Raw genomic sequence first — 16,756 nt, 5'->3', positions numbered from 1 at the left:
AAAATGGTTACATTTAAAAAAGTAGGGACATTATTATCAGCAACGGCATTATCAGTCGGTTTATTAGCGCCAGTTGCCAGTGCTTCAACGTTCGCGAATGAACGTCCGGAGACATTGCCAATTCAAGTGGCACAAACGAATGCGGTAGTGACAAAAAATGATTTAATCAAACGATTTAGAGAGCTATTTCCAAATGAGTTTACAAATGTAGCGGAAAAAGACTTTCATATGAGTACAGGGCATCACTACTCGGGAGACGATACATTACGATATGAGCTGAGTTTTTCTAAAAGAATTGACAATCGTTACGAATATGGGAGTGTAACATTTGCTGGGGAAAGCTTAGAGCTTGAAAATTTCTATTATCAACCGGCAAACTATGCAGAGGTATTGTTCCCAGCTAAATATTCAAAAGAAGAAGCACAAAAAATTGCCAATGAATTTATTAAAAAGTTTGATCAAACGACGGAATACAAGCTTGCATCAGATTCCTATGGTTACTATGATTTCTATTCGCCGCTTTTAACAGAGCCAGTGCAATATCACTTCATGTATAATGTCACAAAATCAGGTGTACCGTTAGCTGATCGATATATGAGTGTAGCGGTATTAGGCGATGGAACGGTTACGTCGTTCTATAAGGGACAAGCAAAAAAGGGTGATTTTACGTACGATGACGTATCGAAAAAGCAAAATGAATCAGAAATGGCAAAGCGTATTCGAAATGCTGTAACAGCGCAGCTTTCGTATATGGTTGATATGGATTATCAGACAGGTGAAAAAAATGTAAAACTAGTCTATCAACCAAATAGCGAACGCGTACATGCTTTAACAGGTGAGTGGATTACGGCGGATGGACTATCAGCTACATTACCAAAAACGCAAGAGGTGACACCGATTGTGGATCAGCCTTTAGCACCAAAGCAACCGGGTATTACAGCAGAACAAGCACAAGAGTTTGCAATGAAGCTCCTTGCCACAAATCAAAAAGGTGTAGAATTAAAAATTCAATCAATTTATGAAACCGAAAATGGAGATGGTAAAGAAGTTTATTCAATCGATTATTCGTATGAATATAAAAATGGCGGTACAGGTGCTTCGCTGGTAATCGACAAAGCCACAGGTGAAGTTATTGAATATTACGACATCAAAAACCATCTTTTAGGACCAGTGGAAGAGGAAGATAAAGAGCCAGCATTAACAAAGCAACAAGCATTAGAAAAAGCAATTGGTTATATTAAAGAGTGGGTACCTTCTTACGCAAATAACTATGCATTGCAAGTAAATGAGGAGCCTTATTTTAATGAAAGTAAGAGCCATTACTTCACATTCCCACGTATCGTAAATGGTTTAACGGTAATTGGGGACCAAATTTCTGTAGGTATTAGTGAAAAAGGGGAATTACTACACTTATCTGTGGCGGCGTATGATCAAATAGCGTGGCCTGTAGCAGAAGGGATTTTAACAAAGCAAGAAGCGACAAAACTGTTAAAAGACCAATTAAAGGTAGAATTACAATACGCAAACCTTCAGAATGTTGAAAATGAAAACCATTATAGTTTAGTATACCAGCCAAAGTTTAAAGAAAGCTTCTTTAATTATATTGATGCCAAAACAGGTGAATGGTTATACGAAAGTATGAACAAGAATACAACAATTGAGCATCCGACAGCCGCTGAGGAGTTAAATTATTTAATTCGTACAGGTGCCCTAGAAGTAGACGATGCATTTAACCCAGATGCGGCGATTACAAAAGGGGAAGCGTTAAAAGCGCTAATGAAGTCTGTCACATATACGTACTATGATGAAGGGGAAGCAACAGAATCGTTTACGAATATTTCGCCAGAGCATGAGTTATATCCATTTGTAACACGTGCATTATCACTAGGCCTATTGAATGCAAATGATAAAACATTTAATGTGGATGCACCACTTTCACGTGAAGAATTAGCGAAATGGACAGTGAGTCTATTAAAGTGGGATGGGGCAGCACAATATAGTGATATTTATCAGTTAAATTATAGTGATGCTGCACAAGTGTCGAAGGACATGCGTGGATATGTGGCGTTAGCCTATGCAGCAGGTTTATTTGAGGCAGAAAATAGCCAATTAAAACCGAAAAGCGATGTGACATATGCAGAATTAGCAAAAATAACAATTCGCGTAGCACATAAAATGAACGAACAAAATATTAGAAATTGGTAAAAAATGCTCGTTTTTTGTTCTTTAACATGAAAAAATAAACAAAATAAAAATCACGTTACGTTTTTTTGTAACGTGATTTTGTTTTGTATGTCCTACTCTACATTTGGATAAATCATCGTTTTTGGATCGACGTATTCATCGTATTGTGCTTCTGTTAAGTAACCAGTTACAAGTGCGGCTTCCTTTAGTGTAGTTCCTTCTTTATGTGCTTTTTTAGCAATTTCAGCTGCTTTTTCATAACCGATATATGGATTTAATGCTGTTACGAGCATTAATGAATTACGTAAGTTTGCATCTAATACTTCTTGATTTGGTTCGATGCCAACCGCACAGTTGTCGTTAAAGCTTTGCATTGCATCTGCAAGCAGGCGAGCCGATTGTAAGAAGTTGTAGATAATGACGGGTTTAAAGACATTTAATTCAAAATTCCCTTGTGATGCTGCAAAGCCAATTGTTGCATCATTACCAAATACTTGGCATGCTACCATCGTCATTGCTTCTGATTGTGTTGGGTTTACTTTCCCTGGCATGATAGATGAGCCTGGTTCGTTTTCAGGAATCGTAATTTCTCCGATTCCAGAGCGTGGACCAGATGCTAGCCAACGTACGTCATTCGCAATTTTCATTAAATCCGCAGCTAATGCTTTTAACGCACCATGAGCTGTTGTAATTTCGTCGTGTGACGTTAAAGCATGGAATTTATTTTCTGCTGTGATAAAGTGTTTCCCTGTATGCGCTGAAATTTCTGTCGCAACCATTTCACCAAATTTAGGGTGGGCATTAATCCCTGTACCAACAGCTGTACCGCCAATGGCTAGTTCTTTCATAAATTCAGTTGTTACGTGGATCATCCTTTCAGATTTAACAAGCATATGTGCCCAGCCTGAAATTTCTTGCCCTAACGTAAGTGGTGTTGCATCTTGTAAGTGTGTACGACCAATTTTAATAATGTCGTTAAATGCTTCTGTTTTTGCTTGAAGTGTTGCTTTTAAAACGTTTAATTTTGGTAGTAAATAATCTTCCACTGCTAAAACTGCCGCAACATGTAGAGCAGTAGGGAATGTATCATTTGAACTTTGGGATTTGTTCACATCATCATTAGGATGGATACGCTCTTTTGTCCCTTGCTCCTCCAGCAGTTGGTTTGCACGGAAGGAAATCACCTCGTTGACATTCATATTAGACTGCGTACCAGAGCCCGTTTGCCATACAACAAGTGGGAATTGGTCATCTAGCTTTCCTGCTAAAATTTCATCAGCCGCCGTTACGATGGCATTTGCTTTTACGTCAGATAGCTTGCCAAGCTTTTGATTTGCGATGGCAGCCGATCGTTTCAGAATGGCGAATGCATGAATGACTTCGATGGGCATTTTTTCAGTACCAATTTTAAAGTTTTGTAAGCTACGTTGTGTTTGTGCCTTCCATAATTTATCAGCAGGGACTTGAATTTCACCCATTGTGTCTTTTTCAATACGGAATTCCATAACTATTCGCTCCTTTTTATGTGTATGTAATGAGTATTCCCCATACAGGGAAAATGACAAACTCTTTAAAAGTTTGTCATTGCCTTTATCATATGAAAAATTGTAAGGGAGGATACGAAACGATTCTGGGGGGGACGTTTCGAATAAAAATGAAATACTTAACAATTATAATGATAATGATAATCTTTATCATTTAGTTAGTCAAGGTAAAATAAAAATGATTATATTTTCCGATTTAACGATAGAGGAAGTGTTTTTAGTATGTTGAAAAGAGGCTGTAGCGAGGTATAACGGTGGAAGACTTCATTTTTCTGAAATAAATACCTAGTAAATAAATAGGTATTTGGGATTATTGTGATAAGGAATTGGTTAATATAATATAAACCTATAAATTTACTAAGTATTAAAGGAGGTTACATGACAATGTCTTTAAGTCTTCTTACAGGTTTGTTATGTGGTGCTTTGCTAGGATTTGTTATGCAACGCGGACGTTTTTGTTTAACAGGCGGCTTCCGTGATATGTATATTGCAAAGGATAATCGTATGTTTTATGCACTATTAATTGCAATTGCCGTACAAAGTGTAGGTGTATATACATTAATTAGTTTAGGTGTTTTTGAATTTTCGGCAGGTACTATTTCTTTATTAGCAGTCATTGTAGGATCTTTTATTTTTGGAATTGGTATTATTTTTGCCGGTGGCTGTGCAACAGGTACTTGGTATCGCGCAGGGGAAGGCTTAATTGGTAGCTGGATTGCACTTGCGGGTTATATGTTAGTAGCAGCAATGATGCGTACAGGTCCGTTAGCACCAATTAGTGATCAATTAAAGTCTTATGAAGTAGGTAATAACTCGATGGCTGCAACGTTTGGTGTAAGTCCATGGGTTTTCATCGTAATTTTAGTCGCTGTTGTAGCATTCATTGTATATCGTGAGCTAAAAAAGCCAAAAGTAAAGATTCCTTCATTAAAGCCAAAGAAAACAGGATTGGCACATATTTTATTTGAAAAACGTTGGAATCCATTTATGACAGCAGCGATTATCGGTGTGATTGCAACAGTAGCATGGCCGTTATCAGTAGCGACAGGACGTATCGGTGGTTTAGGGATTACAACTCCTTCTGCCAATCTTCTACAGTTCCTTGTAACAGGCGATTTAACGTTTATTAACTGGGGTGTGTTCTTAGTTTTAGGTGTACTGATTGGTTCTATGTTTGGTGCAAAAATGGCGGGCGAGTTCCGTTTCCGTATGCCGGATGTCAAGACAGGTCTTAATAGCTTCTCAGGTGGTTTAATGATGGGGTTTGGTGCAAGTTTAGCAGGCGGCTGTTCAATCGGAAATGGTCTTGTGATGACAGCGATGATGACATGGTCTGGATGGATTTCATTATTATTCATGATTTTAGGAACATGGACAGCATCTTATTTTGTATTTGTTCGTCCGCGTAAAAAAGCACAGGCTGCACGTACACAAACAGTAACAGCTTAAATAGAAGGAGAGAGTTTATATGCAAAAGAAATTAGAAGTGATGGGAATGGTTTGTCCATTTCCTTTAGTAGAAGCAAAACAAGCAATTGAAGAAATTCATTCAGGTGATGAGTTAATCGTAGAGTTCGATTGTACGCAAGGGACAGAATCGATTCCACGTTGGGCGGCAGAGGCAGGGCATGAAGTAACAAACTTTGAGCAAGTAGGCGAAGCAGCTTGGACAATTACGATTAAGAAAAAATAATAGTATGTTAAAATAAATAACACCGCCATTATAGTCGCTTGCTGTTTGCTTGCTCCTATTGGCGGTGTTTGTTTTGGTTTCCAATTTTGTGTTCCTCTAAACGATTTTAACGTAGAAGTCACGTCCATCGTTTAGGCCTGCTACTTCGGCACCTTTCTCAGTTTTGTAGTAGTTAGTGATATTGCGGGCTAAACCTGCATAGCCATTTAAATATTCACCACGTTCAATTTTCGTTGCCACATTGTGAAACTCAAAATACGTTTTCGTATCTGGACACATGCGGTTGACGATATGTTGGAAATCCTCGATTGGAATATGCAACCCGCGTGTGTAACGGCACTCACGGTTATACGTGTGGTGCAAAATATTAATCGGTTTTTGCTCTACGACCATTTTAATTGTATCCATTCATGTACCACTCCTCTCTTATGTTAGAAAAACTAACTTACTACAATTTCATTATAGCAAAGACAGCCCACTTTTTGCACATTAAACATTCTGATTTTAAAGAATTTTCTTTAAATTAACAAAATCACCAGTCGGAACGCTGTAATTCCTCGGCAACAATCTGTAAATCATAGGCGGTAATACGGCGTAGTTCGTATTCGTTATTTTCCATATACTTTTCAACTAGCTTGAGTACATATTTAGGTGAAGCCTCATTATCCTCATCGTAAACAAGTAACATACCGTCCGTATTATGAATGATGAATTTATCTTTTTCGATAAATTGCCAAGGTGCCTCATAAGGACGTTTTGTTACACTCGTCACGAAATTTGCATGATTTAAAATATGTATATACTGCGCTTGCTTTTGTTCATTCCAATTTTTCTCCTGATCTAGAAAGGGAGTAATCATGGAATATTTAAGATCAGGGAAATGTTCTTGTAATTCGATCACTGTTTCGGCTGCCCAAGCTTCTACGCCAAGTTGCCCGCTAATGACAACCCATTCTAACCCTTCATCGCAAAGTTGATAAAGTTGGTCATATAATGCTTTTTTAATAACGGCAATGCCAGGATGTTTATCGTTAAAAATACCGAGTTCATGTGCACGGTAGCCTGTTACATAAATGGTCTTCATCGTTCTCGACTCCTTTTTCATCCGTAGTAGGGATGCCTCAGGATGAGCGGCTCCTGAGGCATGATGGGATGATTATGCAAATACGTTTTTGATTCGTTCGATTGCCCAGTCTAATTCTTGTTGTGAAATGGTGAGTGGGGGAGCAAAACGAATAACGGTGTCATGTGTTTCTTTACATAATAAACCGACGTTCTTTAGTTTTTCGCAATAGGGGCGAGCCGCTTCATGTAACTCGAGGCCGATGAATAATCCACGACCACGTATTTCTTTCACAGCGGGATGTTGAATGTCACTGAGCTTCTCCATAAAGTAAGTACCAAGCTCAACTGAACGTGTAGCAAGATCTTTATCTATCAATACATCCAGTGCGGCAATCGATACAGCACAAGCAAGTGGATTCCCACCAAATGTTGAGCCATGTGAGCCAGGATTAAAAACGCCTAAAATATCGCGGTTTGCTGCTACACATGAAATAGGCATCACACCGCCGCCAAGTGCTTTGCCGAGTATATAGATGTCCGGCACGACATCTTCCCAATCACAGGCGAACATTTTGCCTGTACGACCTAGCCCTGTTTGAATCTCGTCCGCAATCATTAATATATTATTATCGTGACATAATTTTGAAACCTCTTGTAAGAATCCTTTGGGAGGAATGACAATCCCTGCTTCTCCTTGAATCGGCTCTAAAATGACAGCGGCCGTATTTTTTGAAATGGCTTGACGAATGGCCTCGATATTACCATAAGGAACCGTTTTAAAGCCAGGTAACAAAGGGGTGAAACCGCGCTGATACGCCTGTTCTGAAGACATCGAAATAGCTGCCATTGTACGCCCGTGGAAGTTTCCCTCACAGCAAATAATTTCTGCTTCTCCGGTAATCTTTTTGACATCATATGCCCAGCGACGTGCGGTTTTAATCGCTGTTTCCACCGCTTCAGCACCTGTATTCATTGGTAAGACCATTTCTTTATGAGTTAATTGGGCAACCTTTTCGTACCATGCACCTAAATTTTCTGAATGGAACGCGCGGGATATTAATGTCACACGGTCAGCTTGGGCTTTTAAAGCTTCGATAATTTTCGGGTGACGGTGCCCTTGATTGACAGCTGAGTAAGCCGACAGCATATCTAAATATTTATTGCCTTCTGGATCATACACCCACACACCAAGAGCGTCAGAAATAACGATTGGTAGGGGATGGTAGTTATTTGCCCCAAACGCTTCTGTTTGAGCAATAATTGTTTTTGTATCCATCATTATGCCTCCCTTTGTACTCTTATCATACGAAAAAAGTAGACACGAGGCCTACTTTTTTCACTAATAACTATTTGTTTTTTCAAAAACAGCGCAAGTATACATTTAAGTACCCGCTCATTTTAAGTTGATTTTGGAAGGAAGTACTAGTAAAAGCTATTAGGAAGGTGATTTGACGCTCTTTACTTGTACCTTCTGTGTCTGATGTGTCAGCACATACCCGCTTACTAAAATAACAAATGCACAAAAAACGATACTACCAGCAAATAGTAAAGGCGCTTTAAAACTCGAAAAATATACTTCTAAGCGGCTTGCGATAATCGGTCCGATAATTTGTCCGAAGGCGTAAAATGTAGTCAACATGGAGACGACAAAGTTACTTTGACGTGGGAATAGCTGGCGCCCATATCCCGTCGACAGTGTTACGAGTCCAACGAATGTACAGCCGAATAAAAAGGCAGATAATAGTACGCTCCATACGGTTTGCGATAATACAGGTAAAATAATACCAAACACTTGCAATATGTAAGCAATAAACATCACGTGTACAGGCTTAAAGCGCGACATCATCGCCATCCAGAAAGGAGCAGATGGCGCGGCGGCAATGCCAACGACTACCCAGGTATAGCTGGCATACGCTTGTAAATTTTCAATATTATATACGATATCTACTAAAAACGTCCCCGTAATAATATAGCCAAGTCCTTCTAAACCATATGCAATAATGAGCCATGGCATAAATCCTCGCCAAATATTTGTATCATTTGTTTTAGCAACACGTTCACCATCATGGACGACAATATGCCTCCATAAGACAAGGGTCATCAGGACAAATAGTGCAGATAACAGTCCAAGCCCTACCCATGTCCCTTCCCACATAAAGTGGACTTCCAAAAAGGGGACACATAAACCTGAAATGGCAATCCCAATCCCGATGCCACTAAACACATAGCCAGACCAGCGTGTAAGAAGATGTTTGGCCAAATAATCCATAATAATACTAGAAGTTAACACGAAAATAAATCCACCTGTCACCCCTGCGATAAATCGTAAAACAATCCATAATACATAAGAATGAGTGAGCCCCATACAAATAATAGAGACTACATTTAATAAAACATTGCTTAGTAGAAAAAACTTTTTGCGTTTATAAATAAATCCTGCGCCAAGTGACCCTACAAAATAGCCGATATAATTACTTGAAGCGAGCCAGCCTCCTGTTTGGAACGATAATCCTTCATCTGCCCGCATAAATGGTAGTAATGGTGTGAAGGCGAATCGGCTAATGCCCATTGCTACAACAAGAAGTAAAATTCCCCCAAATAATACCCCTGCATGTTGACGATTCACAATACATCCCCCCCTTAATAAATTAATCATAACATTCTGATAAATAATGGTATATAGAAATGTAATGCTATTATTCTGATAGAAATTAGGTAAAATAGAGAAAAATGATGAATGGAGAGGGGAAGTTAGTGATATATAAACTCGTATTATTTATACATATACTCAGTGCTGTTGTAGCAATTGGTCCGTTATTTGCTATTTTCCCGATGTTAAAACGAATGCAACAGGCAGGTGAAATAGTAGTCCGTGGCATTGTAGAAGGGTTACGAGGCGCTGTACGAGCGGTTAGTTTGGCAGGACATGTGGTTGTGCCGAGTGGAATCGTACTAATGTGGCTTGGTGGCTGGTCATGGCAAACATCGTGGGTACTCGCGACAATTGTGGTGATGTTAGCATCGCTACTATTTTTAGCGAAAGCGTTTAAACCTGCGTGGCGAATTGCTGATGCTGACGTATTTAGGAAAGACCTATTTATAAAGACAGTACAAATGGCTACAGTAAAATATATTGTCATTATGTTAATTATGCTCTGGTTAATGGTTGCGAAGCCGCATTTATGGTGAAAAGGGTGCGTTTAAAAATTCCTTTTGAGACGAGGATGATGGAATCAGCGCAGGAGCGATATTTTTTAGTGTTGTTAATAAGTATGGAAGTGGGCTGTTCTGGACAGCCCATCCTTTACCCGACTTTTAAATTATTTTTACCCGTCTGTTTTACCTCGTATAGCTTTTTATCTGCTTGTTCGATCATCATCGAGACAGTATAGTCAGATAAATTTTCGATGACGACAGCTCCTAAACTAATCGTAAAAGAGAGGTACGTATCTTCATACGGAATTTCGACTGCTTGCAAAGTAGAGAATAAATGTTCAATTGTTTTGTTAAATAATTCAACATTTTTACTGAATACAATAAATTCGTCTCCACCATAGCGAGCGATAAATAATTCGTTCTCGTGTTGAAATTTATTTGCTACGATACCGATTTGCTGAAGAATTTGATCGCCTACGACATGCCCGTAACAATCGTTTTGTTTTTTGAAATTATCGATATCAAATAGAGCGCAACAGAGCGGCGTGTGTTGCTCAATCGCTTCTTGGAGCCACTTTTCTGATTGCTCATCGAAATAGTACCGACTATGCACTTGTGTGAGTTTATCTGTATAAATTAATAGAGTGAGTGAATCTTTACTTGTGCTCAATGCAAACTCATGTAAACGGGCTTGCTGACGCCGAGATTCTTCGGACTCTAATAAGTCATTTTTGATTCGTGCATACTTATATGCTTGTTTATAATTGCCCATTTCTTCATACGCATTAATAATAGACGTTAAAAATCGTCCTTTAGCCTGTACGTCAGAAAAGTTCTCAAAAATCGACCAAGATTTTTCTAAGTAGTTGTCAGCCTTTTCCCATTGATTGACCCGTGAATAATACACACCCATATTACAAATTGTCATAGCGTAATGTTTTGTATTTTCTCTTATTAAAGGGTGGGTTAAGACGTTGTTTAGCATTTCATAAGCTTCGTCATATCGTTTTAATTCAAATAAATGAAATGCATAGTTGTTCATATAGTGAAAATAGGCAAGGGGATATTCATGTTTATTGAATTTTATATGTGTCACAATTTTTTCTCGGTAATATTGGGCCTTTTCAAAATCTTTTAGTAATAAATAACAAGAACTTAGATTAATACAAATACCTATATAGTATAGATGAGAAGGGTTGTTTTCTATGATTTTAAACGCCCTCAAATTATACTCAATCGAACGTTCTATATCGCCACTCATATAAAAGAAGGTTGCTGCATGATATGGATAGTTTGCTTTTAACTCTTCGTTGCCACTCTCGGTTAGTGCGATTTTGAATGGTTCTAGTAGTGATTCTACCGATTCAATATCCCCTTTAGTAAGATAGGCAGCGATTTTTAAATTTAAATACTCACATAACAATTTATAATTTTTTTCTTTTTCAATTTTAGGTAGTTCTGCATCTAGAATAGAAATCGTAATATCGCATTGCGTTTTACGGAATAGTTCTCTTGCTACTTCTAGTTGTGATTCATAATAAGATTGCAAAATAATCCCTCCGAGTAATATAACTACTAGTTCTAGATTAACATAATAAGTTTTAAATGAAATACTATCTTCCTATAAAATACTAGGGAATAAGTTGTGTTTCCTGTTAGTTTAGTAGGAGGGGGTAAAAAGATAAAAAGACGCTGCTTGTGGCAACGTCTAGGTGAACTATGCAATAAGGGATTTCACTACTTTTGAAATAACGGCTCCTTCTGCTTTACCGGCAAGTAGTGGTTTAGCAATTTTCATCGCATCGCCCATACTCATCCCTGCTACAACGCCTGCAGCTGTTAATGCTTCGGCAATTTCCTCTTCTGAAAGCTGTTTTGGTAGAAAACTCTTTAGCAGTGCTAATTTCGTTTCTTCTTTTTCAATTAAATCTGCACGACCAGCAGCTTGAGCACCTTCCAATGCTTGATTCGTTTGTTTTACTTCACGGTTAATCACCGCAATTTCTTCTGCCTCTGTTAATGTAGTGCCTTTTTCTTTTTCTGCCGCATCTAATGCCGATTTTACGAGCTGTAATACGCCTTTTGCTACGACATCTTTTTCTTTCATCGCTACTTTTAATTGAGCAAATACTTCATCTTTTAACATACCGTTCACTCCGTCTCTTTTAGTTTTGATAGTATAACAAATCTTTTGCTAATTATGTTATTTCAGCTCATAGCCGCTTGCAAATGCAAAGCCTTTGATGGCATCTTTTAGCATTTGGTCTTTATCGATATGCGGTGGGAAATTATTGAGTTCATGATTCAAGATAAGCGCCTCTAAGCATTCACGTACTTTATTATCGTCACAAGTTACTTGCTTCTCTACAATCGTAGCAAGTACTTCGCCTTTTTCCATTAATGTGATGTTCATGAAAATCATCCTTCCTTCTGTTCTATGTTAGTTCTATTATACCGTGCATTATATAAAAAGAAAAAGATGCACGGTAGGAAGAAAGTGATTACTATATAGAGGGAATGAATAAGGGAAAGAGGGATTAGTATGAACGGTCGAGTACTTGCGCATGCATTGTTACAGACAACAGGTCAGGAGCTACGCATGGTATACGCATTATTATGTAAGACAAACATAATTGATATGCTAACAGCGAAAACGAAAGATTTTTTCTCTAAAGACATCGATCATTTCAATGAAGCATTAAAAGAAGAAGTGAAAAAGTTAGAACGTTATTCGGATGTAGAATTACAAGTAAAACTACTGACCGAAATGACACGTTTTTTGGATATCAAAGGGATACGTTACGATTGTATAGACGATATTGAGAAACAAAGTGAAGTCATTGTGCAAGTAACACATCAGCAAATGTTAAAAGGTGATAAAGATTATGAAGCATTTATTGAATCAGCACATGAGCAGGAAGCCTATCAGCTAATGATCCAATATCAAATGCAAAAGTTATTTGCTGCTTTTGATGCCAAGTTCCGTGAATTAAGTGAAGAGCAATCAACAAATTTTACGGAGAAAATAGAACATTTGCTGACGGAGTTACCGATAGAAAAGCAACAGCAATTGAAGCAAGGGTTGGGCATTGATGAGTTAACACATGAGACGCTTCGCATGGCCATTTTAACCCAAGGGTCCGTTATTGTCTTATCAATGATTGTGGAGGTGGCGGGTTTTTCAGCCTATACAACGCTGACAACGGCGATTGCATCCACGATGGCACTTAGCGGTGTTGCCCTACCATTTGGTGTATACACCGTAGCGACAGCCTTATTTTCAATGATGATGAGCCCATTTATGTTAATCCCATTAGCACTTGGTGGTGGAGGATTGCTCTTAAAGCATCAAAATAAGCATGTAAAGAAAAAGTTATTACCTTTAGGGATTTTGCAGCTAACCTTACCTATTGTGGCGCAAAATCGTATTGGGCAAATTGATAGCACACCATTTACAAGGTATTGGCAACAGCAAGTAAAGCGTTATGAGGAATTATTCACCAAAAGAGAAGGCTATAAAGTAACTATTCATCAGCAACAACTGGAAATTACCGAGCATGAGGAAGCGCGGGAGAAGCATGTGAGGCAAATGGAACTAGATAAAGAAAAGGTGCAAGCATACAAAGCCTTTATTGGGAAGTATATCGTAAACGTACCAAAAGAGGAGCGTACGCCGCTACTACAAGAGGGAATCGATTGGCTCATTATAAAGGAAAGTGAACGAGCGGCCCTAAATAATCAGCAGGAAGAAAACCTTGCCAGAAAAGGTCTTTGGCAGGTTATTGCTTCTACGATCGATAACACAAAATTAAAAGCACAGAAAAAACAAATTCAAAAGGACATTGATGAAAAGCTCAAAGTGCTAACAGAAGCCTTTTTGGAAATGGATAGCTCTGTATTGCAAGCAGAGCGAGAGCAAATCCAACTATATGAAGCAAGTGCGACTCTTCACCGTGAAAAAGCATTGCATTATGATGCACTTATTACATTAGAGAAAGAAAAGTTAAAAGAATTAAAAACACGCCTTAAAATAACACATGATCAAATAGGGACATTACAGGATGAGTATTATGGGTTAGAGGATATAGGTTAAAGCGAAGTAGCCTAGATATATAACCTTGAGAACGATAGCTTTTTTTAGGGTAGAAAATGCTTGGCAGGGCATTCGGAATTGTTTGGGACCGTTTCACTCTTTTTTCTTTTACTAGTTATATTTCAAAAATAAATAGAGAAACATCACCATGAATTTATAGATGGTGAAAAGGAAATAGTGCATGTGGTCATGAAATTATGTCATGTGATAACAGAAAAATCGGCGAGAGGGATAAGTCGCTAGTCAGCTATATATTGCGTTAATTTCCTATGTGGTTATTGAAGTTTTTACATGATCTAAATATGTTAGGAAAACACGTGAAACGCTTATCAGCTCTGATTTCTTTGCCGATAGGATGAAAGAGCAATTTATATGAGATATTGACGGTGATTTGAGTAATATTTAAAATGTGTAAGTCGTTTATTGTGTAGTTTTTTCTAAGGAGTATGTACGTTAAATTATTAATAAGTGTTGAGAAATTGGACAAATAGAAAAACATGTTATATAATGAAATCAATAATTAAATTTCTTCGGAGAAACTATGAATTCACCTATTACAAAAAGTAATCGTGATCATTCGGTACTTTTTGTAATAGGCGGATTTTTTTTATACGGAGAAGTTCTATTATTATTATAAATTAATTTTTTGGAGGTCATCACACATGGCACAAGGTACAGTTAAATGGTTTAATGCAGAAAAAGGTTTCGGTTTTATCGAAGTTGAAAACGGAGCTGACGTATTTGCTCACTTCTCAGCAATCCAAGGCGAAGGTTTCAAATCATTAGAAGAAGGTCAAAAAGTTGAATTCGACGTAGAAGAAGGCAACCGCGGACCACAAGCTGCTAACATTGTTAAACTTTAATTTTTAAAATTTAAAGTAAATCATTAGTTAGAACAAGAGGCACCTTTATAGGGTGTCTCTTTTTGTATTTTGAATTGAAGTTTTTTATGCAGATGATGAAACAATAAAGTTAATCCTAGATTATTCACCACTCAACACAAAATCCCACTGAAAAGCTGAATTGTCGGCTTTTCAGTGGGATTCTCTTTTTCACTTAAAAGGTGGAAAAGGAATCCATTTCTGTTAAGGTTATTGCGACTAAACAAAACACCCAGAGAAAGGATTCTTATAATGACACCTTTATCGCAAAAACCCTTATATTTCAACCGTTCTATTAAATTATCTTCTGATGGCGGTGCCCTTTCTTCCGACACAGGCGAACTGATTTTCCGCGAATTCGCCGAAAAGATTGGCTTCTCTCAACCGATTGCTAAGCATCTTCAGCTAACAGATGAGCGCTTGTTTTATATGCATTCTAATGAGCTGTTGATTCGTCAAAAAATCTATTAAATCATCGCGGGCTATCACGAGGATGGCGCTGCGGATCACCTGACACATGACCCTGTTTTCACGCAGGTTTTAGGTACACCAGCGCTTGCGTCACAGCCATCGTTATCACGCTTCTTCAACCGTTTTGACGACCAATCCTATAATCAGCTTCAAGCAGCGAATCAGGAACTACTGGACCGTGTGCACCGGATGCGCAAGACCAATACACTTCTGATTGACCTCGATTCTTCTCGTGCCGATACTTACGGCAAGCAGGAACAGGCTGCGTACAATGCCCATTATAGGACAATCGGTTTTCATCCACGCGTTGCCTTTGATGGTTTAACAGGTGATTTTTTAAAGGCTCAGTTACGTCCTGGTAATGTCTATACGTCCAATAGGGTCGTGGATTTTCTGCGTCCTTTAATCGAGCACTACAACGAAACATTTCCCACAACGTCGGCACTCGTGCATGGAGATAGCGGCTTTGTGGTGCCGGCGCTATATGAACTTTGTGAAAAGGAATCGGTGTACTACATCATCCGTCTCAAGTCGAACGCCAAACTAAAGGCACTGGTCGAAGAACTATATCCATCTCAAGAAATTCTTGATATATTTGTGCCGGAAAGCGATGTGGAAGAGTCCACTTCTCAAGCGGATTCTTGGTGCCACGTCGCATCATCATTCAGTCCACACGTCCAGCGGGAGAACTGTTCTTTTCTCATGCCTTTTTCGTGACAAATTAGAATGACACGTTTTCACTAAAAGCGATTGTCACGTCTTATCAAAAACGTGGCATAATGGAAAATTTCATTAAAGAGGCGAAGGATGGAATTGGCTTCGACCACATGAAAAGTCATGATTATGTGGTTAATGAGGCGCGCATGATGATCAGTTTACTCGACTATAACTTGACGAACTGGTTACGCACACTCAGTTTTCCACCTGTGGCAAGAGGCATTCAAATCCAAACAATTTGCACACGGCTCATTAAGGTCGCGAGTAAATTCGTGAAATCAGCACGGTCACTTCATGTTAAATTGTCCTCTAGTTTCGTGTACACGCACTTCTTTTGGGATGTACTGACCAGGGTGCAACAGCTCCAATTCAACTAAATCCTTTTTTAAAAATTCGAATCCGCATCAAGGGAGGAATCTGTCTAAAAAGACGCCTGCATCATCATTTTTAAGCTCAATGATTTCGTACGCGCCGTTTCTTCATGATTTTTTCTGTTTTTGCTACAAAGTCGCCTTCAAATCTTTAAATTCCAAGGAGCTATGAATAATTCAGGTTAATGTAAGAATAATTTAATGAACATAAAAAAGGTTCAACACCAAAATATGTCCTTTATCTGCGCGAAAGCAAAGCGACAGGAGCACCGAAGCATGAGTGACGGGGAGGTTTGACCTCATCCTGGATGCGCGTCTACCTGTAAAGGAATGTACGTTCAAGTACACGTTTTGGTGAAGAGCCAAAAAAAGATTAGAGGTTTATATAATAAGGAAACTTTTAAGAAATATAGCGTAATGAATATTTTTTTGTAAAAAAGTATTGACCTTTTATCAATAAGCCTGTAACATAGGACAAGTCGTTAAGAGATAACACAACAACTTAACGAAATGAACTTTGAAAACTGAACAAGCAAAACGTTAACAATAAATGTTTCTGAATAAGAAACAAAATTTTGGAC

At 38.4% G+C, this 16,756-nt stretch carries 14 protein-coding genes and 1 pseudogene; 7 read left to right on the top strand and 8 right to left on the bottom strand.

Annotated features, from left to right (window positions below; all coding sequences use genetic code 11):
• Positions 1-3 precede the first annotated feature (3 nt).
• Positions 4-2,205 carry a YcdB/YcdC domain-containing protein gene (locus AC3II9_RS19565; protein WP_489158158.1) on the top strand — a complete coding sequence of 734 codons (2,202 nt, stop codon included), beginning with the start codon at positions 4-6 and terminating at the stop codon, positions 2,203-2,205.
• A 92-nt stretch (positions 2,206-2,297) separates the two neighbouring features.
• On the opposite strand, the gene fumC is transcribed toward AC3II9_RS19565, so the two are convergent.
• Complete coding sequence (gene fumC, locus AC3II9_RS19560) at positions 2,298-3,689, bottom strand: class II fumarate hydratase (protein ID WP_489158157.1); 1,392 nt, start codon at positions 3,687-3,689, stop codon at positions 2,298-2,300.
• A 423-nt stretch (positions 3,690-4,112) separates the two neighbouring features.
• Between fumC and AC3II9_RS19555 the strand changes: the two genes are divergently transcribed.
• Positions 4,113-5,177, top strand: a complete 1,065-nt coding sequence (locus AC3II9_RS19555; protein WP_489158155.1) for a YeeE/YedE thiosulfate transporter family protein — start codon at positions 4,113-4,115, stop codon at positions 5,175-5,177.
• A 19-nt stretch (positions 5,178-5,196) separates the two neighbouring features.
• Complete coding sequence (locus AC3II9_RS19550; RefSeq protein ID WP_431028796.1) at positions 5,197-5,421, top strand: sulfurtransferase TusA family protein; 225 nt, start codon at positions 5,197-5,199, stop codon at positions 5,419-5,421.
• Between the two features lie 96 nt (positions 5,422-5,517).
• Here the strand turns inward: AC3II9_RS19550 and AC3II9_RS19545 are convergent, their stop codons facing one another.
• The 4 genes from AC3II9_RS19545 to AC3II9_RS19530 all read right to left on the bottom strand — a co-directional run bounded on the left by AC3II9_RS19545 (position 5,518) and on the right by AC3II9_RS19530 (position 9,112).
• Complete coding sequence (locus tag AC3II9_RS19545) at positions 5,518-5,829, bottom strand: hypothetical protein (RefSeq protein ID WP_489158153.1); 312 nt, start codon at positions 5,827-5,829, stop codon at positions 5,518-5,520.
• 124 nt (positions 5,830-5,953) lie between these two features.
• Positions 5,954-6,505, bottom strand: coding sequence for an SLOG family protein (locus AC3II9_RS19540; protein ID WP_489158151.1), 552 nt, complete (start codon positions 6,503-6,505; stop codon positions 5,954-5,956).
• A gap of 72 nt (positions 6,506-6,577) precedes the next feature.
• Positions 6,578-7,765 (bottom strand): ornithine--oxo-acid transaminase, encoded by a 1,188-nt coding sequence (locus tag AC3II9_RS19535; protein ID WP_489158149.1) that lies wholly within the window; start codon positions 7,763-7,765, stop codon positions 6,578-6,580.
• A 156-nt stretch (positions 7,766-7,921) separates the two neighbouring features.
• Entirely contained in the window at positions 7,922-9,112 is a 1,191-nt protein-coding gene (locus AC3II9_RS19530; protein WP_489158147.1) for a YbfB/YjiJ family MFS transporter, read from the bottom strand.
• Positions 9,113-9,240: 128 nt separating this feature from the next.
• On the opposite strand from AC3II9_RS19530, the gene AC3II9_RS19525 reads away from it, so the two are divergent.
• Positions 9,241-9,675, top strand: coding sequence for a DUF2269 family protein (locus tag AC3II9_RS19525; protein ID WP_489158145.1), 435 nt, complete (start codon positions 9,241-9,243; stop codon positions 9,673-9,675).
• Positions 9,676-9,790: 115 nt separating this feature from the next.
• Here AC3II9_RS19525 and AC3II9_RS19520 read toward each other — a convergent pair whose 3' ends face one another.
• From AC3II9_RS19520 to AC3II9_RS19510, 3 genes are all read right to left on the bottom strand, one after another.
• Complete coding sequence (locus tag AC3II9_RS19520; protein ID WP_489158143.1) at positions 9,791-11,191, bottom strand: tetratricopeptide repeat-containing diguanylate cyclase; 1,401 nt, start codon at positions 11,189-11,191, stop codon at positions 9,791-9,793.
• Between the two features lie 168 nt (positions 11,192-11,359).
• Positions 11,360-11,788, bottom strand: coding sequence for a GatB/YqeY domain-containing protein (locus AC3II9_RS19515; protein WP_489158141.1), 429 nt, complete (start codon positions 11,786-11,788; stop codon positions 11,360-11,362).
• A gap of 57 nt (positions 11,789-11,845) precedes the next feature.
• Positions 11,846-12,055 (bottom strand): hypothetical protein, encoded by a 210-nt coding sequence (locus AC3II9_RS19510; protein WP_391373079.1) that lies wholly within the window; start codon positions 12,053-12,055, stop codon positions 11,846-11,848.
• Between the two features lie 129 nt (positions 12,056-12,184).
• Between AC3II9_RS19510 and AC3II9_RS19505 the strand changes: the two genes are divergently transcribed.
• The 3 genes and pseudogenes from AC3II9_RS19505 to AC3II9_RS19495 all read left to right on the top strand — a co-directional run bounded on the left by AC3II9_RS19505 (position 12,185) and on the right by AC3II9_RS19495 (position 16,181).
• Entirely contained in the window at positions 12,185-13,735 is a 1,551-nt protein-coding gene (locus tag AC3II9_RS19505) for a hypothetical protein (protein WP_489158139.1), read from the top strand.
• A 662-nt stretch (positions 13,736-14,397) separates the two neighbouring features.
• A complete protein-coding gene (locus AC3II9_RS19500) occupies positions 14,398-14,598 on the top strand; it encodes a cold-shock protein (protein ID WP_391373085.1) in 201 nt (66 codons plus the stop codon).
• Between the two features lie 270 nt (positions 14,599-14,868).
• Positions 14,869-16,181: pseudogene (locus AC3II9_RS19495) on the top strand (IS1380 family transposase).
• Positions 16,182-16,756: the final 575 nt, after the last annotated feature.

It is taken from the genome of Lysinibacillus sp. RU7, assembly GCF_057837305.1.
The sequence above is the reverse complement of the archived record's forward strand: the minus strand, read 5'-3'. Positions and strand labels throughout refer to the sequence as shown.